The sequence below is a fragment of the Xanthomonas sp. SS genome, from assembly GCF_014236835.1.
GTDB lineage: Bacteria > Pseudomonadota > Gammaproteobacteria > Xanthomonadales > Xanthomonadaceae > Xanthomonas_A.
Genome location: NZ_CP051190.1, coordinates 3,730,042 through 3,751,801 on the forward strand (window position 1 = coordinate 3,730,042; position 21,760 = coordinate 3,751,801).

Genomic DNA, 21,760 nt, shown 5'->3' on the forward strand with positions numbered 1-21,760 from the left:
GCGATGGCCGCCAATCTGGCACCATCGCCCGGACCGATCAATCTTGATTCAATGAATCAACCTATCAGCGGATTCCCATGTCCCCCGAAGCCGACCGCAACCTGATCTCCGCTGCCGAGGCCTGCGCCCTGCTCGGCATCAGCAGCGCCACGCTCTATGCCTATGTGAGCCGGGGCCTGCTCGGTTCCCGCGCCGGCGCCGACCACCGCAGCCGCGCCTACCTGCGCGCGGAAGTGGAGCGGCTGGCGCAGCGCAAGCGGGTCGGCCGCGGTGCCGCGCGCGGCGCCGCGCAGAGCCTGGACCGCGGCCTGCCGGTGCTGGAGACGCGCATCTCGCTGATCCGGCCCGACAGCCCCTACTACCGCGGGCGCTCGGCGGTGGCCGCGGTGCGCGAAGGCGCCGGCCTGGAGGACATCGCGCGGCTGCTGTGGGATTGCCTGGACGAAGACCCGTTCGCCGCGGCCCCGGTCGCGCCGTGGCCGCAACGGGTGGCGCCGCTGGCCGGCGACGCCACACTGCCGCCGCTGGAGCGCGCCATGGCCTGCATTCCGCTGCTGGCCCTGGAGCTGCGCCAGCCGCTCAACGCCGCGCCGACGGTGCGCCGCGAGATCGCCGCCACCTTGCTGCGGCAGAACGCCGCGCTGCTGGTCGGCACCCAGCCGGACACCCGGCCGGTGCATCGCCTGATCGCCGACCGCTGGCGCCAGGGCGATGCCGATTTCGCCGAACTGGTGCGCGCGACCCTGGTGCTATGCGCCGATCACGAACTCAACGTCTCGGCCTTCGCCGCGCGCGTGGTCGCTTCCACCGGCGCACCGCTGCACGCCACCGTCAGCGCGGGCCTGGCCGCGCTGTCCGGCCCGCGCCATGGCGGCGCCACCGCCCGCGCCCACGCCCTGCTGCGCGACGCGCAGGACGCCGCCGACCCGGCCGCCTTCGTCGCCGAACGCTGGCAGCGCGGCGACGACCTGCCCGGCTTCCACCACGCCCTCTACCCGGACGGCGACCCGCGCGCGGCCGAAGTGCTGCGCCTGCTGCGCGAGCGCTGCAGCCACCACGCGCAGATGCGGCATGTGGAAACGGTGCTGGCCGCGGCGCAGGACTGCAGCGGTCAGGCGCCCAACATCGACGGCATGCTCGCGGCGATCTGCCTCATCCACGACCTGCCCGCCGCCCACGCCCTGGTCCTGTTCGCCGCCGCCCGGCTGTCCGGCTGGCTGGCGCATGCGCTGGAGCAGCAGGCGCTGGGCAAGCTGATCCGCCCACGGGCGCGCTATGCCGGGGTGATGCCCGATGGTTCGGCGCCGGGCTGAACGCGGCGCGGACGCAATCCGCAACTTGCATACGTACATAAATAAGTACACCACGGCATATGGAAACCACACTGGAAGTGCGCTTCTATCGATCTGCATCGGGCGCTGAGCCGGTGCGGAGCTGGCTCAGGGAAGGCATCTCGGCCGAGGCCAGAAGAACCATCGGCGGCGACATGAAGACGGTGCAACTGGGCTGGCCCCCGGCATGCCATTGGTGCGCAAGATGGATCATCGCCTCTGGGAAATACGCAGCACGATCCCCGAGGGCATTGCGCGGATTTTTTCACGATCGTGAAATCGGACATGGTGCTGTTGCATGGCATCGTCAAAAAATCGGACAAGACCCCGAAGTCCGATCTGGAAACCGCCAAACGGCGCAGAGACGAGGTGATGCAATGAGTCGAAATGCCCACATCGGATCCAGCTTCGACGACTTCCTCGCCGAGGAAGGCATCCTCGAAGAAGCCGCTTCCATCGCGGCCAAGCGCGTGATCACATGGCAAGTCGCCGAAGCCATGAAGGCGGCCAAACTCACCAAGACCGCATTGGCCCGACGCATGAACACCAGCCGCTCGCAGCTGGATCGCGTGCTGGACGAAACAGATACCGGCCTGACCCTGGATACGCTGAGCCGTGCCGCCACGGCCCTGGGTTATCAGATACAGATCGGACTGGTCCTCGCCCAGACGGAAAAACCCGGCAAAAAATCGACGGCGACAAAGCGCAAAGCGCTGGCCGATGCACGGGACTGACAGCGCCGGGAATCCGTAGCGTCCATAGACGGGGGGCGGCAAGCCTGCCCAGCGCTCGATCGCGATAGCGCCGGATGGCACGGATGCGTCCATGGCAAAGCCAATGCCCGCTATCACCGGTAGGTGGCTAATGCAGTGAGCCGCATCGCCAAATTGTCCACAACGGTGTACAAATGTACACCATGGATACCCTCTCCCCGCAGCGCGCCGCCATCCTCGCCTACGTCCACGACTGCGCCGAGCAGGCCGGACGGCCGCCGAGCCTGGCCGAGATCGCCGAACGCTTCGGCTTCGCCTCGCGCAATGCCGCGCGCAAGCACGTGCAGGCACTGGTCGAGGCCGGGCTGCTGGAGCATGTGCCGCAGCAGGCGCGCAGCCTGCGACCGGCGCAGGCGCAGCCGCGCAGCGGGCTGCTGCGGCTGCCGGTGCTGGGCCGGGTCGCCGCCGGCGCGCCGATCGGCGCCGATATCGGCCTGGACCAGCAGTTGCGGCTGGACCGCGCGCTGTTCGCGCTGCGTCCGGACTACCTGCTGCGCGTGCAGGGCGATTCGATGATCGACGACGGCATCCTCGACGGCGATCTGGTCGGGGTGCGCCGGGCCGCCGATGCGCGCAACGGGCAGCTCGTGGTGGCGCGGCTGGACGGCGAACTCACCATCAAGCGCTACCGGCACGACGGCGAACGCATCCAGCTGCTGCCGCGCAATCCGGCCTATGCGCCGATCGTGGTGCAGCCGGGGCAGGACTTCGCCATCGAAGGCCATTACTGCGGGCTGATCCGGCAAGGCTGATGGCGGCCGTCGTCGCCCTCGACCGCCTGCTGGCCGAACGCCGGGTCTGGCGCGGCCAGCCGACCGCGCTGCCACCCAGCGCGCAGCCCACCGGCCATGCCGCGCTCGACGCCGCGCTGCCGGCGCGCGGCTGGCCGGAGATGGCGCTGACCGAACTGCTGCACGCCGCCGACGGCATCGGCGAACTGCAGCTGCTGTGGCCGACGCTGGCGCGGCTGTCGCAGGGCGGCGGCCGCATCGTCCTGGTCGATCCGCCCTATCTGCCCTACCCCGCTGCCTGGGAACAGGCCGGGGTGGCGCTGCCGCAGCTGCAGATCGTGCGCGCCGGCGCGGACGCGGCCTGGGCCGCCGAACAATGCCTGCGTTCGGGCAGTTGCGCGGCGGTGCTGTGCTGGCCGGCGCAGGCCAACGACAAGACCCTGCGCCGGCTGCAGGTGGCGGCCGAAACCGGGCGCGCGCTGGGCTTCGCCTACCGGCCGCTGAAAGCCGCGGCCAATCCGTCGCCGGCCGCGCTGCGCATCGCCATCGATGCCGCACCGGCGCAGTTGCGCGTGCTCAAGTGCCGCGGCGGCACGCCGCCGGCGCGCGCCATTGCGCTGTCCGCGCTGGCTACGCCGTCATCGGCCTCGGCTTGAGCGCGCGCGCATGCGCTGGGCCTGCATCCTGCTGCCGCAACTGGCGCTCGACACGGTGCTGCGGCGCTGGCCGACGCCGGACGAACCGCTGGCGCTGCTCGCCGGCCCGCCGCAGCGGCGCACGCTGAAGGCGGTCAACGCCGCCGCGCGCGCGCGCGGCCTGCAGCCCGGGCAATCGCTGGCCACCGCGCAGGCGCTGTGCGACCGCTTCGCCACCGCCCTGCACGATGCCGAGGAAAGCCGCCGCTGCCAGCAGTTCCTGGCGGCGTGGGCGTACCGCTTCAGCTCGCTGGTCAGCACCGACTATCCCGGCGCGTTGCTGCTGGAGATCGAGGCCAGTCTCGGCCTGTTCGGTCCCTGGCCGCGCTTCGAGGCGCGCCTGCGCGAGGAGCTGACCGCATTGGGTTTCCGCCACCGCATCGTGGTCGCGCCGCATCCGCTGGCCGCGCGCGTGCTGGCCAATGCGCACGACGGCATCGCCCTGCTCGACAATGCCGCGCTGCATGGCGCGCTGGGCCAATTGCCGATCGCCCGCGCCGGGCTGGAACCGGGCCTGGCCGACGCCTTCGCGCGGATGGGCCTGCGCAAACTGCAGCAACTGTTCGCGTTGCCGCGCAGCGGCCTGGCGCGGCGCTACCCGCCCGCGCTGCTGCAGCACCTGGATGCCTTGCGCGGGCAGGCGCCGCTGCCGCTGCAGTACTACCTGCCGCCGGACCGCTTCGATGCGCGGCTGGAACTGGGCTATGCGGTGGAATCCAGCCAGGCCCTGCTGTTCCCGCTGCGCCGCCTGACCGCCGACCTGGCCGCGTTCCTGGCCGGGCGCGACGGCGGCGTGCAGCGCTTCCAGTTGCACCTGGAACACGAAGGCCTGGACGACAGTGTGGTGCCAGTCGGGCTGCTCGCCGCCGAGCGCGATGCAGCGATGCTGTTCGAACTGGCGCGCGGCCGCCTGCAGCACGCCAGCGTACCGGCGCCGGTACAGGCCATGCGCCTGCGCGCCGACGAACTGCCGCCGTTCGTGCCCGCCGCGCGCGAACTGTTCGACGACCGCGCGCAGCAGGCGCTGCCCTGGGAACAGTTGCGCGAACGCCTGCGCGCACGCCTCGGCGACGACGCCGTGCACGGCCTGCGCGCGCATGCCGACCATCGCCCCGAACAGGCCTGGCGTGCCGAATCGGGCAAGCCGGCAGCGTCGGGCAAACCGGGCAAAGCGCCTGCGGCTGCAACCGCCACACTGCCGCGCCCCGGCTGGCTGCTGACTCGGCCGATCCCGCTGCGCGAGCGCGACCCCGAACGCCTGGCCGGCCCGGAACGCATCGAAAGCGGCTGGTGGGACGACGGCGACGTGCGCCGCGACTACTACATCGTGCGCACCCGCCAGGGCCAGCGCGCCTGGGTGTTCGCGCCGGCCGATGCGCCGGACGCGCTGATGCTGCACGGCTGGTTCGCATGAGCCACGGCCCGCAACGTCCGCGGCTGCGCGCCGTGCCGGCGCCGGCACAGGCGCCGGCCACGCCATCTGTCCCGGCGCGCGACGCCACGTGCACGCGCACCGCATTTCCCGACTACGCCGAACTGCACTGCCTGTCGAACTTCAGCTTCCAGCGCGGCGCCTCGCATGCGCGGGAACTGTTCGAACGCGCCGCACGGCACGGCTACCGTGCGCTGGCGATCACCGACGAATGCACCCTGGCCGGCATCGTGCGCGCCTGGCAGGCGGCCCGCGACACCGGCCTGGCGCTAATCGTCGGCAGCGAACTGCAGATCGAACACGGCCCCAAGCTGGTGCTGCTGGCCGAGACACTGCACGGCTACCAGCAGCTGTGCCGGCTGATCACCGTGGCCCGCCGCCGCGCCGACAAGGGCAGCTACCGCGCGCTGCGCAAGGATTTCGACGGCGACCTCGACGGCCTGCTGTGCCTGTGGCTGCCGCGCGACCATCGCGAAGACGACGCCGACGGCACCTGGCTGCAGGCGCGCTTTCCCAAGCGCCTGTGGCTGGCGGTGGAACTGCTGCGCGGTCCCGACGACGACGCCCTGCTGCACGCGCGCCTGGAACTGGCCCGGCGCCTGCACCTGCCCGCCGTCGCCAGCGGCGACGTGCACATGCATGCGCGTGGCCGCCGTGCCTTGCAGGACACGCTGACCGCGATCCGCCAGCGCCTGCCGCTGAGCGAGGCCGGCGCGCACCTGTACGCCAACGGCGAGCGCCACCTGCGCCCGCGCGCCACCCTGTCCACGCTGTATCCGCCTGCGCTACTGGCCGAATCGGTGCGCATCGCGCAGCGCTGCAGCTTCGACCTCGGCCAGTTGCGCTACCAGTATCCGCACGAACTGGTGCCGCCCGGGCAGACCCCGACGCAATGGCTGCGCACGCTCACCGAACAAGGCGCCGCCGTGCGCTGGCCGCACGGCGTGCCGGAAAAAGCGCGGCGCCTGATCGAACACGAACTGGGCGTGATCCAGCGCCTGGGCTACGAGTCCTACTTCCTCACCGTCTACGACCTGGTGCGCTTCGCCAGGTCGCGCCACATCCTGTGCCAGGGCCGCGGTTCTGCGGCGAATTCGGCCGTGTGCTATGCGCTGGGCGTCACCGCGATCGATCCCGACCGCATCGGCATGCTGTTCGAGCGCTTCATTTCCGAAGAGCGCAAGGAACGGCCGGACATCGACGTCGATTTCGAGCACGACCGCCGCGAGGAAGTGATCCAGTACATCTTCAGCCACTACGGGCGCGGGCGCGCTGCGTTGGCGGCGGTGGCGATCACCTATCACGCGCGCAGCGCGGTGCGCGACGTGGCGCGCGCGCTGGGCCTGCCCAGCGACACCGTCGATGCGCTGTCCGCCGCCCTCGGCCAGCGCGATCCTGCCGAATCGCCGCAGGAACTGCTGCGCGAGCGTGGCTTCGATCCGGACACGCCGCTGATGCGCCGGCTGCTGGTGCTGACCGGCGAATTGATCGGATTTCCGCGCCACCTGTCGCAGCACCCGGGCGGCTTCGTGATCTCCGAGCATCCGCTGCACACGCTGGTACCGGTGGAGAACGCAACGATGGCCGAACGCACCGTGATCCAGTGGGACAAGGACGATCTGGAACTGGTCGGGCTGATGAAGGTCGACGTGCTCGCGCTGGGCATGCTCAGCGCGCTGCGGCGCACGCTGGACCTGCTGCGCACGCATCGCGGCCGCGATCTGTCGCTGGCCACCATTCCCGCCGAAGACCCGGACACTTACGAAATGATCCAGCGCGCCGACACCATCGGCGTGTTCCAGATCGAATCGCGCGCGCAGATGGCGATGCTGCCGCGGCTGCGACCAGAAGTTTTCTACGACCTCGTCATCCAGGTGGCGATCGTGCGCCCGGGGCCGATCCAGGGCGGCATGGTCCATCCCTACCTGCGCCGTCGCAACAAGGAGGAAAAAGCCGATGATCTGCCACCGCAGCTCTTCAAAGTCTTCGAACGGACGCTTGGTGTCCCACTGTTTCAGGAGCAGGTGATGCAGTTGGCGATGGTCGCCGCCGACTACAGCGCTGACAAAGCTGACCAACTGCGGCGCTCGATGGCCGCCTGGAAACGTCATGGCGGACTGGAGCCACATCGCCAGGATCTGCTGAAGGGCATGCTCAAGAACGGCTACAGCGCCGAATTCGCCGCGCGCATCTTCGAACAGATCAAGGGCTTCGGCAGCTACGGCTTCCCAGAGAGCCATGCCGCCAGCTTCGCCCTGCTCACCTACGCCAGCTGCTGGCTCAAGCGCCACGAACCGGCGGCCTTCACCTGCGCGTTGATCAACAGCTGGCCGATGGGCTTCTACAACCCCGACCAGTTGCTGCAGGACGCGCGCCGCCACGGCCTGCAGGTGCGCCCGGTGGACGTGCGCTACAGCGACTGGGATTGCGGATTGGAATCCTACAGTGCCGATCCGACGGTGCAGCCGGCGATCCGCCTGGGCCTGCGCATGGTTCGTGGCCTGGCCGAAGACGCCGCGTTGCGCCTGCAGCAGGCACGCGCGCAGGCGCCGTTCCGCGACCTCGCCGACCTGTGCCATCGCGCCGCGCTCGACGACAAGGCGCGCGACAGCCTGGCCGACGCCGGCGCGCTGAAGCCGCTGGCCGGCCACCGCCACCGCGCACGCTGGGCGGTGGCCGGCGTCGAAGCGCAGCGTCCACTGTTCGAGCCGCTCGAGGCCACGCAGGAACAACAGGTAGCCTTACCGCTGCCCAGCCTCGGCGAGGACATCCGCGCCGACTACGCGACCATCGGCACTACCCTCGGCAAACATCCGCTGACCTTGCTGCGTGCGCAACTGCGCGCGCGCCGCTACCGCCACTCCGGCGAACTGCGAGCGCTACCGCATGCCAGCGCGGTCGCCATCGCCGGCCTGGTGACCATGCGCCAGCGCCCGCAGACCGCCAGCGGCGTCACCTTCCTCACCCTCGAAGACGAACACGGCCTGGTCAACGTGGTGGTGTGGCGGCGCCTGGCCGATCGCCAGCGCCAAGCGCTGATCGAATCCAGGCTGCTGGCAGTGCGCGGCCGCCTGGAAACCGCCGACGGCGTGCGCCACCTGATCGCCGGCCACCTCGAAGACCTGACCCCGCTGCTGCTCGGCCTGGACATCCGCAGCCGCGATTTCCATTGAGCCGGCAGTCGCGACCACGCATGCCTTGCGCGACGAACGGGTCACGGCAATTGCGACGGCGCCTCCGCCGCCTTGCCGCATGCCTGCGTCGCCCGTTGCACCGCCTCGGCTTCGCCCAGACCTTCGCGGTAGATGGTGGTAGCCAGTTCGCGCCTGGCCTTGCTCGACCCGATCGAACCGTTGCTGGCGATATCCGACAGCGGCCCGCCCAACTGGCGATATCTGGCCACGAGCTTGGCCGTCGCAGCCATGCTGTCGCACTCCACCGGTGCCGCCTGCACCGGCGCGCACACCATCAGCAAACACGAAAAACCCAGCGCGGCGAGTGTCTTGTTCATAGCTGCTCCCAAGCGGAGACGAAGACCGCCATCCCCATGCGGCCGCGCAGGGCTGAAGCGCTGCAGCACATCGCTGCACAGCACTGCAGCGCGCGGCGCGGCATCGCCACACCACCACCGAGAGCACCGGCAAACAGGCCGCAGCGGCATCGGGCCGCGCGTATCGCCATCCGCTCAGTGCGGACAGCGCCGATGGAAGATAGCCAAGGCAACTGCCGTCGCCAGCGGTGTTGCGACGAAACCCGGCGGCGGCGGATCGAACAATCGGATCAGCGGCGCGAAGTGCGACAGCAACGTCGCTGCGTGCCGTCCATCGCGCAAGCACGGACGGCGCCCATGTCGGAGCGTGCGCGCAGCCATCCGCTGTTCGGGGCGCGTTCGGGCTGGCTGGCGCAATTCGACGGCAGAAAAGCCGCTGGCGATGCGCGGCAGACTGCAGGCACCGAACGCATGCGCGCTCGACCGTCCACCTGCCAGAAGACCTGGCTACGTCACTGCAGAACGCGACTGTGCGCAACCGGCATTTCAAGCGGGCGAACGCCCGCCTGGACTTCGTCTTCGATCAAGGCGTGCGATGCGTCGAACACACGACCGTGGTCGAGTTTTGCCGAGCATGACGCGCACATCGACAGCCATGCTCTTCGGTAGAACGCCATGGAAAGTCCGAATGCATCCGGTTTCTTTATCCGTCAAAACTGCGCGGATCGACTGGCAGAAACCGGCGGTGCGGCAGAGCGTGGAATTGCATCCGGCACGCTCCCCATTGCGAGGTGCCGCGCCCGCGATCAGTGGGCAGGAGCGGCCAGGCGCGCGTACTGGTCGCGGCCGATCCAACCGGTGAACGAACCATTATTGGCATTGATGAATTCGACCTGGGCCCAGCCATCCTTGAACGCCAGCACGCCCACCACATCGCCCTTGACGACATAAGCCCCCTTGGGCGTCTTGGGGCCCGGCGTTTTCTGCAGATACGCCTTGTCGGCGGACACCGTCACCAGGCCGATCCATGTGTTGCTGACGGTCCGGGTCAGGTCCAGGCCAGTGGCGATTTCCGGCATCAACACATTGAGGCAACCGGGATGCTGACGGCCCTGCTTCACGGTCAGCGTCACGCCGTCGGACGAAGCCGCCACGGTTCCGGGGTAGGCCTCGTGCGACCACGTGGTGACCGAGACCGGCGCGTTCCCCTCGGCCTTGCCCTGCAGATAGAACGTACAACCACGGCTTACGCCCTCGCCCATCTCTTCCGAGTAGAAGCCTTCGATCCGATGCTCGGGCGTCACCGCGAGCATCAGCCCTTCGTACTTGCCCGAATGCAGCGCAGCCGTGCCCGCGAGTGCAGGCGCTACGGGGCAAAGCGAGAACAAACCAATAGCCAGAAACCGGGTGATCGCCATTTTTTTCCTTCAAGTGCTTCGCAAGTTCTTTGAAGCGTTTGTCATGGCAACCATCATAACCGTCGCAGGTATGCAGCACGGCCACCAAATCGCGCTCTTGATGGCCTCGCTCCACAGCGGACGCTTGCTGCAAAGCCGGGAACGCCTTCGATCGACTATCGCCAATGGCCGCGTCGCCCACTCGGAACCGAGCAGACGATGGCCGTTGCCAGACCCGATTGCACCGCGCAGCTCGCGCAGCACCGTCTATGGCTTCCGACCCAACCCCGTCAGCAGCATCTGTACGCCTTTCCAGCCCCAGTACACCCGATGGCACGCGATCAGGCCGCGCGCATCCAGGTCCATGACTTCTACCAGGTCGACCTGATCGCCGTCCGGCGTTTCTCGCGGATATTCCCAGACCACCTGGCGCTGCGAAGCATGCCAACGACCGCTGCGATACCAGCGGCCGAGGCCGTTTTCGGGCTGGGCGAAGGACGCCGCGAAGAACGTCCTGAGCGCTTCGCGTCCCTGCAGCCTTCCATCCTGCCGCTCTGCGGAGACCACATAGGCCAAGGGCGTTTCCAGCATCGCGTCTTCCGCGTACAACGCCATCAGCGCATCCAGATTCCGCTCGACAACGCTGTGGTGCCATTGCTCGAAGATGCGGCGGGCATCGCCCTCCGATCCGTTCGATCGCGCTTCGATTTCGCTCATGCAAGACACTCCGATACAGTGCACTGCAGTCTAGGAACATGCGCAGGCCGTCGATTCGATGCGTGTCGAAGCGCTCCGGCGAGGCGCGGTCTATGATGGCCGCGCCCGCCAGGAGTGCACACGATGCCGGTCGAACAGCCCAAGCTTGCCGCGACCGCGTTCCTCATCGCCGATCCCGCCCGCGCCGCCATGTTGATGGCGCTCATCGACGGGCGTGCACTGCCTGCCGGCGAGCTCGCCTTCGCCGGCGGCGTCACCCCGCAGACGGCCAGTTCGCACCTGGCGAAACTGCTGGACGGCGGCTTGCTGGCGGTCGAGGTCCAAGGCCGCCACCGCTACTACCGGCTGGCCGGTTCGCACGTCGCGTTCGCACTGGAGAATCTGGCGACGCTCGCCGCGCCCGCCGTACCGCGATGCCGGAAAGCGGGGCGCAAGCAACAATCGCTGACCTTGGCCAGATGCTGTTACGACCACCTGGCGGGGCGACTGGGCATCGCAGTGACCGAAGCGCTGGAGCGGCGCGCGCTGATCGTCAGACAAGACGACAAGCAATACGCGGTGTCCGCCGAAGGCAGCGCATGGTTCGCGCGGATGGGGCTGGACGTTGCGCGCCTCGTCCCGACCAGGCTCGGCATCGCACGACAGTGCCTGGACTGGACCGAACGCAAGCACCACCTCGCCGGCCCGCTCGGCGTCGAATTGCTTGCGCTGCTTTGCGCCAAACGCTGGCTGCGCCGCAGCGATGGCTCGCGCGCGATCCACATCACCGACAGCGGCTGGGCCGGCCTGCACACGGAACTGGGGATCCACCGGCTTGCCGGCGACGAACTCGCGCTGGATTCCTAAGGCGCTTGCGCAAATGGAGCGTCCAGCGCATAGCGGCGCTGGCAATGCTCGCAGAAGAACGCGCGCCTCTGCGCCTTGCCGAGCTGCTTGCGATAGGTCAGCAGATGGCCGTCGCGCGGACAGATGGTCTTGGTATGCACCTGATAGTGCTTCTTCAGCACGAAGGCCTTCTTCCAGTTATAGAAATCGAAGCTGTACTCGCGCGCCTGCGTCACCAGCTCGGCCAGCTTGCGCGGCGGCAACGCCCCCACTTCGCTTTCCGGATGCACGCGGATGCGATGCAACACCTCGTTCTTGATGATGTTGCCGACCCCGGCGAACACGTCCTGGTCCAGCAACGCATCGGCGGCCAGCATGCGCGGCCGCAGCCGCAACTTGCGCCGCGCCTGCGCTGCGTCCCAGTCCGGATTCATCACGTCCGCGGTCCAGTCGTAGGCATCGTCCAGCGCGCCCTCGATGAACTTGACCGAGCACGCGTAGAAATTCAGCTCCTCGCCCTTGGCGAAACCCAGGCTCAGCCGCGGCGGCGCCTCCTTGCGCGCATTGATCCGGTAGCTGCCGAACAGCAGGAAATGGATGCGCAGGCTGAACCCGTCGAACTCGATCAGGAAGTGCTTGCCCCAACTGCGCAGCGACAGGATCTTGCGGTTGCGCATCCGTTCCAGGTCCTGCTTGCTGTTGCCGGACACCCGCAACACCTTGCGGCCCGCGAACGCGGCCGCCTCTTCTTTCAGGATGACGATCGAAGGACCTTCTGGCATGCCTGCAGTATCTGGAATGGCCGTGAGCCGATCGTGAGCCGAGCGCCCCACCTATGGACATGACGCTTACTTGGACCATTTGGTGCCGCCTCAGAACTCAAATTGACACGCTCCAATCCGCATGTACAATTATTTGTACAACTGGAGCCCAGCATGGACACCATCACCTATAGCGCTGCACGCGCCGCCCTCGCGGACACCATGGAGCGCGTCGTCAACAACCACGAGCCGGTGATCATCACCCGCAGCCGCGAGCAATCCGTGGTCATGCTGTCGCTGGAGGACTACAAGGCGATGGAGGAAACCGCCTACCTGCTGCGCAGCCCGAAGAGCGCGCAACGCCTGCTGGAATCTATCGCCCAGCTCGAGGCCGGTCGCGGCAAGGCACGGGATCTGGCCGAGTGACGCTTCAGTTCTCGGACAATGCCTGGGAGGACTACCTCTACTGGCAGCAGACCGACAAGAAGATGCTCAAGCGCGTCAACGACCTGATCAAAGCCATCCAACGCGATCCCTTCCAGGGCGTCGGCAAGCCCGAACCGCTGCGCCATGCCTTGGCCGGCTATTGGTCGCGGCGCATCAACGACGAACACCGCATCGTCTACAAGGTCGAGGCGGGCATCCTGCTGATCGCGCAGCTGCGCTACCACTACGTATAGTCTCGCCGCTTCCAGCGTGCGGGTTCTCGGCCGCCAATAGCGGTTCGCAAAGCAAATACAGGGCAACAAAAAAGCCGGCACATGGCCGGCTTTTTCCGTTTCGCGAATCCCCCTGAAAACAAGGGATTTTTATGGTGGGCGGTGCAGGGTTCGAACCTGCGACCCTTGCCGTGTGAAGGCAATGCTCTACCGCTGAGCTAACCGCCCGTGTCGCGAGCCGCACATTATAGGGCTGTCGTGGCTGGCGTCAACGGTCCTACGCAGACGCCGTGTCGGCACGGCCGCTACATGGTCTGGGTCGGCTTGTCGGCGTTGAGGGTGCCGGCCAGTTGGGTCTCGATCTTGTTGCGGATGGTCTCGCCTTCGCTGTTGTCCGGCAGTTGCACGCCGATGCCGGCAGTGCGGTTGCCCTGGGCGCCCATCGGGGTCACCCAGATCACCTTGCCGGCCACCGGCAAGCGCTCGCTGGAATCGGGCAGGGTCAGCAGCAGGAACACTTCGTCGCCCAGGAAATAGCGCTTGGGCGTGGGCACGAAGATGCCGCCGTTCTTCACGAACGGCATGTACGCGTTGTACAGCGCCGCCTTGTCCTTCACCGCCAGCGACAGGATGCCCTGACGTCCGCTCATCGCACTCATCGTTGTCCCCCTCTCCGGACCGGGCGATCGCCATCGCGCCAGGCCAGCAACAGTTCCGCGATGGCCAGGTCGCCACGGACGGTGGTGCGCAGCAGGTCGCGGGTGCGATTGGCTGCGTCGAACCAAGTGGCCAGCTTGTGCAATCGCGCCGGGTCGGTCAAGCCGGCCTGCGAAGCCTGCGCCAGCGCCAGGTCGGCGGCATGGCCCAGGCGCTGCTCGGCGAAGCCGTCGGCGCTCCAGCGCTGCGCCGCCTCGACCGTGCCCAGCTTGCCGGCGGCGACCTGTTCCAGATCCGCGGCCACCTGCCGGCGCAGCTTCAGGCCGTCCTCGCGCAACCACTGCGCGGCCAGGCCGGGATGGCCGCGCGCGGCGGCCAGCGCTTCGCGTGCGGTCTTTTCCGGGAACTCCTGGGCCAGCAGCCAGGCGATCGCCTCGTCGGCCGGCGGCAGCTTGAATTCCAGGCGCTGGCAGCGGCTGCGGATGGTCGCCGGCAGCCGCGCCGGCTGCGCGCTGATAAGCCACAGGTAGCGGCCGGGCTGCGGCTCTTCCAGGGTCTTGAGCAGGGCGTTGCAGGCGGCGCGGTTGATCGCGTCGGCCGGGTCCACAACCACCACCTGGGCGATGCCGTACTGCGGGGTCAGCGACAGCTTCTGCGAGATCTCGCGCACCTGTTCGATGACGATCTCGGTGCGCAGTTTGTCGCCGGTGCGGTTGGGAATGAACGAGATCAGCTGCAGGTCGGGATGGGTGCCGGCGGCGATCAGCTGCGCGCTGCGCAGATTCGCGGCCGGCTCGCCCTGGCCGAGCACGTGCGCGGCCAGCTTCAGCGCCACCGCGCGCTTGCCCAGGCCGTCCGGGCCGCAGATCAGCAGGCCGTGGCCGAGCCGGCCGGCGTCGAGCGCGGCCACGGTCTGCTCGTAGGCGCGCTGCTGCCAGGGCGCGAAGGGCAGCGTGTCGGTGGAAGCGGAGCTCATGGCGTGCGCTCCTGCTGCACCCAGGCGGCCAGCGCGGCGGCCACGTCCTGCGCGACCGCCTGCGGCGGCTGGCTGGCGTCGATGGTGCGGAAGCGCTGCGGGTCCTGCGCGGCGCGCTGGCGGAAACCGGCACGCACGCGCTGGAAGAAATCGTCCTGCTCGCTCTCGATCCGGTCCGGCCATAGGTCGCGGCCGCTGGTGCGGGCGCGGCCGATCTGCACGTCCAGGTCCAGCAGCAGGGTCAGGCCCGGCTGCAGGCCGACCGCGCGCCGCTCCAGGTCGGCGATCCAGGCGCGGTCCAGGCCGCGGCCCTCGCCCTGGTAGGCGTAGCTGGAATCGGTGAAGCGATCGCTGACCACGTAGGCGCCGCGTTGCAGCGCCGGGCGGATCACCTCGCGCACGTGCTGGGCGCGCGCGGCGAACACCAGCAGCAGTTCGGTCTCGGCGGCCAGCGGCTCGGCCGGCTGCAGCGCCGGCGCGTTGTTGAGCAGCAGCTCGCGGATGCGTTCGGCCAGCGGGGTGCCGCCGGGTTCGCGGGTCAGCACCACCTCGTGGCCCTGTGCCTGCAACCAGTCGCGGATCGCGTTGATCGCGGTGGTCTTGCCGGCGCCCTCGCCGCCTTCCAGGCTGACGAAGCGGTGGTGGCGCAACACGGCCTCGCTCATGGCGTCACCGCCGCGCCGCTGCGCGCGCGCAGGCGCTGCAGGTAGCGCGCCACTGCCGCGGTGTGCTCGGCATAGCTGGCGGAAAACGCGTGCGCGCCGCTGCCGTCGCCGACCGCGACGAAGTACAGGCTGTCGCCGGGCGCCGGATTGGTCGCTGCGCGCAGCGCGTCGCGGCCGGGCATGGCGATCGGGGTCGGCGGCAGGCCGCTGCGGGTGTAGGTGTTGTACGGGGTATCGGTTTCCAGGTCGCGCTTGCGGATGTTGCCGTCGTAGGCGCTGCCGATGCCGTAGATCACGGTCGGATCGGTCTGCAGCTTCATGCCCTGCTGCAGGCGGCGCACGAACACACCGGCGATCTGCGGGCGCTCAGCGGCCAGGCCGGTTTCCTTCTCCACGATCGAGGCCAGGGTCAGCGCCTGCTCCGGCGATTGCAGCGGCAGTTCGGCGGCGCGCGCGTCCCAGGCCTCGGCCAGCGCCTTGTCCATGGCCGCGTGGGCGCGCTGCAGCACGTCCAGATCGCTGTCCTCGCGCTGGTACAGGTAGGTTTCCGGCAGGAAGCGGCCTTCCGGGTGCTGACCGGGCTGGCCGAGCTTGGCCATCAGCTCGCTGTCGCTGAGCTCGGTGGCGACGTGGCGCAGCGGCGTGGCCGCGTTCAGCGCCGAACGCAGCTGGCGAATATTCCACCCCTCGACGATGGTGAAGCGGTAATGGATCACCTGGCCCTTGCGCATGCGCAGCAGCAGTTCGCGCGGACTCAGCGCCGGCTGCAGCGCGTATTCGCCGACCTTGAGCTTGCCGGCGGCATCGAGCTGGCGCGCCAGCAGCTGCCATTGCAGGTTGCTGCCCTGTTCGACCCCGGCCGCGCGCAGCTTGCGCAGCACGCCGTTGAACGAATCGCCACGCGCCACCTCCACGCTGGGCTGCGTCGCGTGCAGCGGCTGGTCGGAGAAGGCGCGATAGCCCTGCCACCACCACGCGCCGGCCGCGGCGGCCAGCAGCGCAAGCACCAGCAATGTCGCCAGCAGGGTCAGACACCCGCGTTTAGCCCAAGCCACGACCACCTCGAAGCGAATTTAACGGGGTGCAGGATACCGCGCGGCCGGCATCGGCCGGTATCGCGACCGCGCCGCTCACGGTTCCAGCGCGCGCAGCAGGCCGCGCGCCTTGGCCCGGGTTTCGTCGAGTTCGCGCTCAGGCTGCGAATCGACCACGATGCCGGCGCCGGTGCGGAAATGCGCCTGCACGCCGTCCACTTCGGCGGTGCGGATCAGGATGTTCAGGTCCATGTCGCCGTCGCGGTTGAGCCAGCCGAACGCGCCGGTGTAGGCGCCGCGCGGGGTCCGTTCCAGCTCGGCGATGATCTGCATGCAGCGCACCTTGGGGCAGCCGGTGATGGTGCCGCCGGGAAAGGTGGCGCGGATCACTTCGCCGGGACTGACCCCGGCGCGCAGCCGCCCGCGCACGTTGCTGACGATGTGGTGCACGTGGGCGTAGCTCTCCACCGTCATCAGCTCGTCGACCTCGACGCTGCCCGGCGCGCAGACCCGGCCGAGGTCGTTGCGCTCCAGGTCGATCAGCATCACGTGCTCGGCGCGTTCCTTGGGGTGCCCGACCAGCTCGCGGATGCGCGCGGCCTCGTCGTCGCCCGGCGCGCGCGGGCGGGTACCGGCGATCGGCCGAGTCTCGACCACGTCGCCGCGCACCGACACCAGCCGTTCCGGCGAGGAACTGACCACGGCGCGGCCATGGCTGGCGAACAGGCCGGCGAACGGCGCCGGATTGGCGCGGCGCAACTGCGCGTACAGCGCGGCCGGATCCAGCGCGGCGGCGAAGCGTGCCGACCAGCGTCGCGACAGGTTGACCTGGAACACGTCGCCGGCGCGCAGGTAGTCTAGGATGCAGCACACGCCATCGACGAAGCGCTGCGGCGGGTCTTCGTCGATCGCCAGCGGCGCGGTCCAGGCCGGCAACGGCGCGGCGGCGGGCAGCGCCTGCAGATCGGCGAGTGCCGCATCCAGCAGCGCCGCATGCGCGGTTTCCGCCAGCGCCACGCATTCGCCGCTGGCGTGGTCGCGCAGCAGCGCGGCCGGGCAGCGCAACGCCAGCGCGACCGGCGTCGCCGCCTGCCCCTGCGGCAATTGCAACACCGGTTCGACCTGCGTCGCTAGTTCGTAGTCCAGCAGCAACGCCCAGCCGCCACGGAACGGCCAGCGCGGCTCGTCGCGCGCGCAGCGTTCGGTCTGCCAGTGCGCATCCAGCGCAGCCAGGAAATCGCCCTCGACCACGGCGCCTTGCAGGTCGCGGGTGACGCCATCGCGGTCCAGGCGCAGGCCCTCGCCGCTGGCGATCAGCAGCAGGTCCCAGCGGCCCTGCGCGGTCCCCGACGCCGCCGATTCCAGCAGCAACGGATAGCGCTGCGGCGCCAGGCGGTGCAGCGCCAGCAGATCGGTAGCGGCCGGCAGGGGAACGGTACGCAGCATCGAAGACCCGGTGGAAGATGGAGGTGATGCGGACGCAGGCGGCGGTGCGCCGCTCACGTGCGAACGATCGGCGTCTCTGCACCTGCGCGCCGGCGGATGCGTCCGGCGCAACGGCGCAGTCGCGGGGATCGCATCAACCGACGCCATCAGCGCGGCATCGTGCGGCTCACAGATCATTGGTTCCGCCCCGATCGCGGCTGCGACAACTCCGACGTGGATCGCCGCCGCGCCAGCGCAAACGCTCAGGCATCAGCAAGGCAAATCCGCTCGCCAAAAACGAGGCGGCCGCGCCACCCGCTACAAGAGCGGTTTACACAAACGAACAAGCTCGAACACGGGGAGAAAACGGAACGCTCTTGCCAATCCCAAATCCCGAATCCCCAATCCCGGCTCAATCACATCCGCTTGAACACCAAGGTCCCATTGGTCCCGCCGAAGCCGAACCCATTGGACATCGCCACCTCGATCTTCTTCTCGCGCGCCACGTTCGGCACGTAGTCCAGGTCGCAACCTTCGCTGGGCTCTTCCAGGTTGATCGTCGGCGGGATGATGCCGGTGTGCAGCGCCATCACCGAAAAGATCGCCTCGGCGCCGCCGGCCGCGCCGAGCAGATGGCCAGTCATCGACTTGGTCGAGCTGACCATGGTCTTGTAGGCGTGGTCGCCCAGCGCGCGCTTCATCGCCAGGGTCTCGGCCAGATCGCCCAGCGGCGTGGAGGTGCCGTGCGCGTTGAGGTAGTCGATCTGCTCGGGATTGAGCTTGGCGTCCTTGATCGCGGCCAGCATGCTGCGCGCGGCGCCTTCGCCGTCCTCGCTCGGGGCGGTCATGTGGAACGCGTCGGAGCTGGCGCCGAAGCCGACCAGCTCGGCATAGATGCGCGCGCCGCGCGCCTTGGCGTGTTCGTACTCTTCCAGCACCAGCACGCCGGCGCCGTCGCCGAGCACGAAGCCGTCGCGGCCCTTGTCCCACGGCCGCGAGGCGGCGGCGGGATCGTCGTTGCGGGTGGACATGGCCTTCATCGAGCAGAAGCCGCCGACCGAGGTCGGCGAGGAACCGCGCTCGGCGCCGCCGGCCAGCATCACGTCGGCATCGCCGTGCTGGATCATGCGCAGCGCGGTACCGATCGAATGGTTGGAGGTGGCGCAGGCCGAGACCGCCGAGAAGGTCGGGCCCTTCAGGCCCTTGATCAGGCTCACCTGCCCCGGCAGCATGTTGATGATGGTGCTGGGAACGTAGAACGGCGAGATCTTGCGCGCGCCGCCCTCGTGGAATTTGATGGTCTGCTCTTCGATGCCGAGCAGGCCGCCGATGCCCGAGCCGAGGATCGCGCCGATGCGTTCGGCGTTGCTGTCGTCGATCACCAGGCCCGAATCGTCCAGCGCCATGAACGAGGCGCCGACGCCATAGTGGATGAACGAATCCATCTTCTTGACGTCCTTGGCGGACATGAACTTGGTCGGATCGAAATCCTTGATCTCGCCGGCGATCTTGGTGGTGAACTGCGACGCATCGATCTGCGTGATCGGGCCGATGCCGGAACGCCCGTTGACGATTCCATCCCAACTGCTGGCCAGGTCATTGCCCAACGGCGATACCAGGCCCATGCCGGTTACGACGACGCGACGGCTCATTGCGAAATCTCCTCGCCGCGGTACGCGCGGCGTTGACGCTGTAAAAACACAGGGCCGCAAGCGCGGCCCCATGGGATTGTCACGCGGACCGGACCCACGCAGGCGCCGATCGCGATCGAGAACGGAGCATCAGCTCTTGACGTGCGACTTGACGTAGTCGATGGCCTGCTGCACCGAGGTGATCTTCTCGGCTTCTTCGTCCGGAATTTCGCACTCGAACTCTTCTTCCAGCGCCATCACCAGCTCGACGGTGTCCAGCGAGTCGGCACCCAGGTCATCGACGAACGATGCGCTGTTGGTGACTTCTTCTTCCTTGACGCCGAGTTGCTCGACGACGATTTTCTTGACGCGTTCTTCGATGGTGCTCATTGGGATATCGCTCCAGATGGAGTAGTGGTGGTTCAAAAACGCCATCGGGCTGCGATGGCCGCGTTGGATAGTGTAGTGGAAACCGCCCGGCGCTTGCATCGCTGCACAAACGCCCATCGATCAGCCACTTAGGCGCAGTCCTTGCGCCGCAGGCTTACGGCATGTACATCCCGCCGTTCACATGCAGGGTCTCTCCGGTGATGTAGCCGGCCCCGGGGCCGACCAGGAACGCCACCGCGTTGGCGATGTCGGCCGGCTGCCCGAGCTGGCCGAGCGCGATCTGCTCGAGCAGCGCGGTGCGTTGCGCCTCGGGCAGGGCCTTGGTCATGTCGGTGTCGATGAAGCCCGGCGCGACCACGTTGACGGTGATGCCGCGCGAGCCGATTTCCTTGGCCATCGACTTGGAGAAGGCGATGATTCCGGCCTTGGCCGCGGCGTAGTTGGCCTGGCCCGCATTGCCGGTCACCCCGACCACCGAGGCGATGTTGACGATGCGGCCCTTGCGCGCCTTCATCATGCCGCGCAGCACCGCCTTGGAGGTGCGGAACACGCTGGTCAGGTTGGTGTCGATGATCGCCTGCCAGTCCTCTTCCTTCATCCGCATCAGCAGGTTGTCGCGGGTGATGCCGGCGTTGTTGACCAGGATCGAGACCGCGCCGAATTCCTTGCCGATCGCCTCGATCAGCGTCTCGACCGCGGCCGGGTCGGTGACGTCCAGCGCGCGGCCGTGGCCGCCGTTGGCGGCCATCCGCTCGCCGATCGCCTGCGCGCCGGAGGCGGAGGTGGCGGTGCCGATGACGGTGGCGCCCTGCGCGGCCAGGGTGTCGGCGATGGCCGCGCCGATGCCGCGGCTGGCGCCGGTGACCAGGGCGATCTCGCCCTGCAATGGCTTGCTCATCTGCTGTTCCTTGGGGGACGGACGGCGCGCGAGGCGCCGCGGGAAAGGAGACCGCCGCGGACGTACCCGCCCGCGCGCGGCAGCGGGATCAGGCGGCCCAGGTCTCGAGCGCGGTGGCGAAGTCGGCCGGGGTGGCCAGCGCGCGCCCGTCCAGCGACTTGTCGATGCGCTTGATCAGCCCGGTCAGCACCTTGCCCGGGCCGCATTCGGCCACGCGGGTGGCGCCGCGCGCGGCCAGCGCCTGCACGCAGCCGGTCCAGCGCACCGGCAGGTACAACTGCTCGACCAGCGCCTGGCGGATCGCATCGACGCCGTCGTGCACCTGCGCATCCACGTTCTGCACCACCGGCAGGTGTGGCGCGTGCCAGGCCATGCCGCGCATCGCCTCGGCCAGGCGGTTGGCCGCCTCGCGCATCAGCGGCGTATGCGAGGGCACGCTGACCGCCAGCTTCACCGTCTTGCGCACGCCGCGCTCGGCCAGCAGCGCCAGCGCGCGGTCGACCGCCGCCGCGTCGCCGCCAATCACCACCTGGCCGGGCGAGTTGTAGTTGGCCGGGACCACCACCTGGCTGCCGGCGGCCTGCGCGCAGACCTCCTCGACCAGCGCGTCCTCGGCGCCGATCACCGCGGCCATCGCGCCGACCCCGGCCGGGGCCGCGTCCTGCATCAGCTGGCCGCGCAGGCGCACCAGGTGCGCGCCGTCGTGCAGCGACAGCGCGCCGGCCGCGACCAGCGCGCTGTATTCGCCCAGGCTGTGCCCGGCCAGCAGCGCCGGACGCGCGCCGCCCTGGGCCAGCCACAGCCGCCACAGCGCCACGCTCGCCGCCAGCAGCGCCGGCTGGGTGTATTCGGTGCGGTTGAGCATTTCCTCGGGGCCGCCCTGGGTCAGCGCCCACAGGTCGACGCCGGCGCCGTCGGAGGCCTCGACGAAGCTGTCGCGCAGCTGCGGGTGCAGTTCGGACAGTTCGGCCAGCATGCCCAGCGATTGCGAACCCTGGCCGGGGAAAACGAAGGCGAGTGTGGAATCGGTCACGCGGATGCGCCTGCAAAAATCGAGCGGCGATGATACGGGCGAAACCGGCCGTGCGTCTGTACCCGGGCGTATGTGCGCCGGCACGGCGGCGGTCGCAGCGCGGCCGGATACGGACGGCGCGCGACCCGGCGCAGCGCGACGGGGACCGCGTCCGGGACCGGCGACCGCGCCGCGGCGGCGGGACGCGCCAGCGTTGGATCGGCCGAGGTTCGAGCGGGCATGCGCTTTCGTGCGGATCCC

23 protein-coding genes and 1 tRNA gene are annotated in these 21,760 nt (G+C 68.9%); 10 read left to right on the forward strand and 14 right to left on the reverse strand.

The window, feature by feature from the left end; all coding sequences use genetic code 11:
- The first annotated feature begins 77 nt into the window (after positions 1 to 77).
- The 6 genes from HEP74_RS15415 to HEP74_RS15445 all read left to right on the forward strand — a co-directional run bounded on the left by HEP74_RS15415 (position 78) and on the right by HEP74_RS15445 (position 8,135).
- Positions 78 to 1,313: a citrate synthase family protein gene (locus tag HEP74_RS15415; protein WP_185813634.1), complete on the forward strand. Its 1,236-nt coding sequence runs from the start codon at positions 78 to 80 to the stop codon at positions 1,311 to 1,313.
- Positions 1,314 to 1,372: 59 nt separating this feature from the next.
- The gene (locus tag HEP74_RS22130; RefSeq protein WP_524540745.1) at positions 1,373 to 2,065 is read left to right on the forward strand and encodes a helix-turn-helix domain-containing protein; all 693 of its coding nucleotides are present in this window, start codon (positions 1,373 to 1,375) and stop codon (positions 2,063 to 2,065) included.
- A 182-nt stretch (positions 2,066 to 2,247) separates the two neighbouring features.
- Positions 2,248 to 2,856, forward strand: a complete 609-nt coding sequence (gene lexA, locus HEP74_RS15430; RefSeq protein ID WP_185813636.1) for a transcriptional repressor LexA — start codon at positions 2,248 to 2,250, stop codon at positions 2,854 to 2,856.
- Positions 2,856 to 3,491, forward strand: coding sequence for a translesion DNA synthesis-associated protein ImuA (imuA, locus tag HEP74_RS15435; protein WP_185813637.1), 636 nt, complete (start codon positions 2,856 to 2,858; stop codon positions 3,489 to 3,491). Before lexA ends, imuA begins: the two co-directional genes overlap by 1 nt.
- Positions 3,492 to 3,501: 10 nt before the next feature.
- On the forward strand, positions 3,502 to 4,944 hold the full coding sequence (locus tag HEP74_RS15440; protein ID WP_185813638.1) for a Y-family DNA polymerase: 1,443 nt from the start codon (positions 3,502 to 3,504) through the stop codon (positions 4,942 to 4,944).
- Positions 4,941 to 8,135 carry an error-prone DNA polymerase gene (locus HEP74_RS15445; protein ID WP_185813639.1) on the forward strand — a complete coding sequence of 1,065 codons (3,195 nt, stop codon included), beginning with the start codon at positions 4,941 to 4,943 and terminating at the stop codon, positions 8,133 to 8,135. Before HEP74_RS15440 ends, HEP74_RS15445 begins: the two co-directional genes overlap by 4 nt.
- 41 nt (positions 8,136 to 8,176) lie before the next feature.
- On the opposite strand, the gene HEP74_RS15450 is transcribed toward HEP74_RS15445, so the two are convergent.
- The gene (locus HEP74_RS15450) at positions 8,177 to 8,473 is read right to left on the reverse strand and encodes a hypothetical protein (RefSeq protein WP_185813640.1); all 297 of its coding nucleotides are present in this window, start codon (positions 8,471 to 8,473) and stop codon (positions 8,177 to 8,179) included.
- Positions 8,474 to 8,665: 192 nt separating this feature from the next.
- On the opposite strand from HEP74_RS15450, the gene HEP74_RS15455 reads away from it, so the two are divergent.
- Positions 8,666 to 9,121, forward strand: coding sequence for a hypothetical protein (locus HEP74_RS15455; protein WP_185813641.1), 456 nt, complete (start codon positions 8,666 to 8,668; stop codon positions 9,119 to 9,121).
- 137 nt (positions 9,122 to 9,258) lie between these two features.
- Here the strand turns inward: HEP74_RS15455 and HEP74_RS15460 are convergent, their stop codons facing one another.
- Together HEP74_RS15460 and HEP74_RS15465 are read right to left on the reverse strand one after the other, a co-directional pair.
- Positions 9,259 to 9,870: an SH3 domain-containing protein gene (locus HEP74_RS15460; protein WP_255427768.1), complete on the reverse strand. Its 612-nt coding sequence runs from the start codon at positions 9,868 to 9,870 to the stop codon at positions 9,259 to 9,261.
- A gap of 246 nt (positions 9,871 to 10,116) precedes the next feature.
- Positions 10,117 to 10,566, reverse strand: coding sequence for a nuclear transport factor 2 family protein (locus HEP74_RS15465; protein ID WP_185813642.1), 450 nt, complete (start codon positions 10,564 to 10,566; stop codon positions 10,117 to 10,119).
- 123 nt (positions 10,567 to 10,689) lie between these two features.
- On the opposite strand from HEP74_RS15465, the gene HEP74_RS15470 reads away from it, so the two are divergent.
- Positions 10,690 to 11,412, forward strand: coding sequence for an ArsR/SmtB family transcription factor (locus HEP74_RS15470; RefSeq protein WP_185813643.1), 723 nt, complete (start codon positions 10,690 to 10,692; stop codon positions 11,410 to 11,412).
- On the opposite strand, the gene HEP74_RS15475 is transcribed toward HEP74_RS15470, so the two are convergent.
- Positions 11,409 to 12,173, reverse strand: coding sequence for a DNA-formamidopyrimidine glycosylase family protein (locus HEP74_RS15475; protein WP_185813644.1), 765 nt, complete (start codon positions 12,171 to 12,173; stop codon positions 11,409 to 11,411). The two genes, HEP74_RS15470 and HEP74_RS15475, sit on opposite strands and share 4 nt — an antisense overlap.
- A 153-nt stretch (positions 12,174 to 12,326) precedes the next feature.
- On the opposite strand from HEP74_RS15475, the gene HEP74_RS15480 reads away from it, so the two are divergent.
- A complete protein-coding gene (locus HEP74_RS15480) occupies positions 12,327 to 12,578 on the forward strand; it encodes a type II toxin-antitoxin system Phd/YefM family antitoxin (RefSeq protein ID WP_003468816.1) in 252 nt (83 codons plus the stop codon).
- A complete protein-coding gene (locus tag HEP74_RS15485) occupies positions 12,575 to 12,832 on the forward strand; it encodes a Txe/YoeB family addiction module toxin (protein ID WP_185813645.1) in 258 nt (85 codons plus the stop codon). The genes HEP74_RS15480 and HEP74_RS15485 overlap by 4 nt, the downstream gene beginning before the upstream one ends.
- Positions 12,833 to 12,964: 132 nt before the next feature.
- Here HEP74_RS15485 and HEP74_RS15490 read toward each other — a convergent pair.
- From HEP74_RS15490 to fabD, 10 genes are all read right to left on the reverse strand, one after another.
- A tRNA-Val gene (locus HEP74_RS15490) sits at positions 12,965 to 13,039 on the reverse strand.
- Between the two features lie 77 nt (positions 13,040 to 13,116).
- The gene (locus tag HEP74_RS15495) at positions 13,117 to 13,470 is read right to left on the reverse strand and encodes a PilZ domain-containing protein (protein ID WP_003468813.1); all 354 of its coding nucleotides are present in this window, start codon (positions 13,468 to 13,470) and stop codon (positions 13,117 to 13,119) included.
- Positions 13,467 to 14,444 (reverse strand): DNA polymerase III subunit delta', encoded by a 978-nt coding sequence (locus HEP74_RS15500; RefSeq protein WP_185813646.1) that lies wholly within the window; start codon positions 14,442 to 14,444, stop codon positions 13,467 to 13,469. Before HEP74_RS15500 ends, HEP74_RS15495 begins: the two co-directional genes overlap by 4 nt.
- Positions 14,441 to 15,109 carry a dTMP kinase gene (gene tmk, locus HEP74_RS15505; protein ID WP_185813647.1) on the reverse strand — a complete coding sequence of 223 codons (669 nt, stop codon included), beginning with the start codon at positions 15,107 to 15,109 and terminating at the stop codon, positions 14,441 to 14,443. The genes HEP74_RS15500 and tmk overlap by 4 nt, the downstream gene beginning before the upstream one ends.
- Positions 15,106 to 16,164 carry an endolytic transglycosylase MltG gene (gene mltG / locus HEP74_RS15510; RefSeq protein ID WP_185813648.1) on the reverse strand — a complete coding sequence of 353 codons (1,059 nt, stop codon included), beginning with the start codon at positions 16,162 to 16,164 and terminating at the stop codon, positions 15,106 to 15,108. The genes tmk and mltG overlap by 4 nt, the downstream gene beginning before the upstream one ends.
- A gap of 75 nt (positions 16,165 to 16,239) precedes the next feature.
- On the reverse strand, positions 16,240 to 17,589 hold the full coding sequence (locus tag HEP74_RS15515; protein ID WP_185813649.1) for an aminodeoxychorismate synthase component I: 1,350 nt from the start codon (positions 17,587 to 17,589) through the stop codon (positions 16,240 to 16,242).
- A gap of 395 nt (positions 17,590 to 17,984) precedes the next feature.
- On the reverse strand, positions 17,985 to 19,220 hold the full coding sequence (gene fabF / locus HEP74_RS15520) for a beta-ketoacyl-ACP synthase II (protein WP_185813650.1): 1,236 nt from the start codon (positions 19,218 to 19,220) through the stop codon (positions 17,985 to 17,987).
- Between the two features lie 129 nt (positions 19,221 to 19,349).
- Entirely contained in the window at positions 19,350 to 19,589 is a 240-nt protein-coding gene (gene acpP, locus HEP74_RS15525) for an acyl carrier protein (protein ID WP_003468806.1), read from the reverse strand.
- Between the two features lie 154 nt (positions 19,590 to 19,743).
- Positions 19,744 to 20,487, reverse strand: a complete 744-nt coding sequence (fabG, locus tag HEP74_RS15530) for a 3-oxoacyl-ACP reductase FabG (protein WP_185813651.1) — start codon at positions 20,485 to 20,487, stop codon at positions 19,744 to 19,746.
- Positions 20,488 to 20,575: 88 nt separating this feature from the next.
- Complete coding sequence (gene fabD, locus HEP74_RS15535) at positions 20,576 to 21,520, reverse strand: ACP S-malonyltransferase (RefSeq protein ID WP_185813652.1); 945 nt, start codon at positions 21,518 to 21,520, stop codon at positions 20,576 to 20,578.
- Between the last annotated feature and the right edge of the window lie 240 nt (positions 21,521 to 21,760).

Bases quoted from the DNA above. Each gene is read 5' to 3' on its own strand.
- acpP (WP_003468806.1), bottom strand. From the start codon at position 19,589: ATGAGCACCATCGAAGAACGCGTCAAGAAAATCGTCGTCGAGCAACTC.
- HEP74_RS15475 (WP_185813644.1), bottom strand. From the start codon at position 12,173: ATGCCAGAAGGTCCTTCGATCGTCATCCTGAAAGAAGAGGCGGCCGCG.
- HEP74_RS15455 (WP_185813641.1), top strand. From the start codon at position 8,666: ATGGAAGATAGCCAAGGCAACTGCCGTCGCCAGCGGTGTTGCGACGAA.
- HEP74_RS15465 (WP_185813642.1), bottom strand. From the start codon at position 10,566: ATGAGCGAAATCGAAGCGCGATCGAACGGATCGGAGGGCGATGCCCGC.
- HEP74_RS15470 (WP_185813643.1), top strand. From the start codon at position 10,690: ATGCCGGTCGAACAGCCCAAGCTTGCCGCGACCGCGTTCCTCATCGCC.
- HEP74_RS22130 (WP_524540745.1), top strand. From the start codon at position 1,373: ATGGAAACCACACTGGAAGTGCGCTTCTATCGATCTGCATCGGGCGCT.
- HEP74_RS15515 (WP_185813649.1), bottom strand. From the start codon at position 17,589: ATGCTGCGTACCGTTCCCCTGCCGGCCGCTACCGATCTGCTGGCGCTG.
- HEP74_RS15495 (WP_003468813.1), bottom strand. From the start codon at position 13,470: ATGAGTGCGATGAGCGGACGTCAGGGCATCCTGTCGCTGGCGGTGAAG.
- HEP74_RS15460 (WP_255427768.1), bottom strand. From the start codon at position 9,870: ATGGCGATCACCCGGTTTCTGGCTATTGGTTTGTTCTCGCTTTGCCCC.
- fabG (WP_185813651.1), bottom strand. From the start codon at position 20,487: ATGAGCAAGCCATTGCAGGGCGAGATCGCCCTGGTCACCGGCGCCAGC.
- HEP74_RS15415 (WP_185813634.1), top strand. From the start codon at position 78: ATGTCCCCCGAAGCCGACCGCAACCTGATCTCCGCTGCCGAGGCCTGC.
- HEP74_RS15440 (WP_185813638.1), top strand. From the start codon at position 3,502: ATGCGCTGGGCCTGCATCCTGCTGCCGCAACTGGCGCTCGACACGGTG.
- imuA (WP_185813637.1), top strand. From the start codon at position 2,856: ATGGCGGCCGTCGTCGCCCTCGACCGCCTGCTGGCCGAACGCCGGGTC.
- HEP74_RS15450 (WP_185813640.1), bottom strand. From the start codon at position 8,473: ATGAACAAGACACTCGCCGCGCTGGGTTTTTCGTGTTTGCTGATGGTG.
- lexA (WP_185813636.1), top strand. From the start codon at position 2,248: ATGGATACCCTCTCCCCGCAGCGCGCCGCCATCCTCGCCTACGTCCAC.
- fabF (WP_185813650.1), bottom strand. From the start codon at position 19,220: ATGAGCCGTCGCGTCGTCGTAACCGGCATGGGCCTGGTATCGCCGTTG.
- HEP74_RS15480 (WP_003468816.1), top strand. From the start codon at position 12,327: ATGGACACCATCACCTATAGCGCTGCACGCGCCGCCCTCGCGGACACC.
- HEP74_RS15445 (WP_185813639.1), top strand. From the start codon at position 4,941: ATGAGCCACGGCCCGCAACGTCCGCGGCTGCGCGCCGTGCCGGCGCCG.
- HEP74_RS15500 (WP_185813646.1), bottom strand. From the start codon at position 14,444: ATGAGCTCCGCTTCCACCGACACGCTGCCCTTCGCGCCCTGGCAGCAG.
- tmk (WP_185813647.1), bottom strand. From the start codon at position 15,109: ATGAGCGAGGCCGTGTTGCGCCACCACCGCTTCGTCAGCCTGGAAGGC.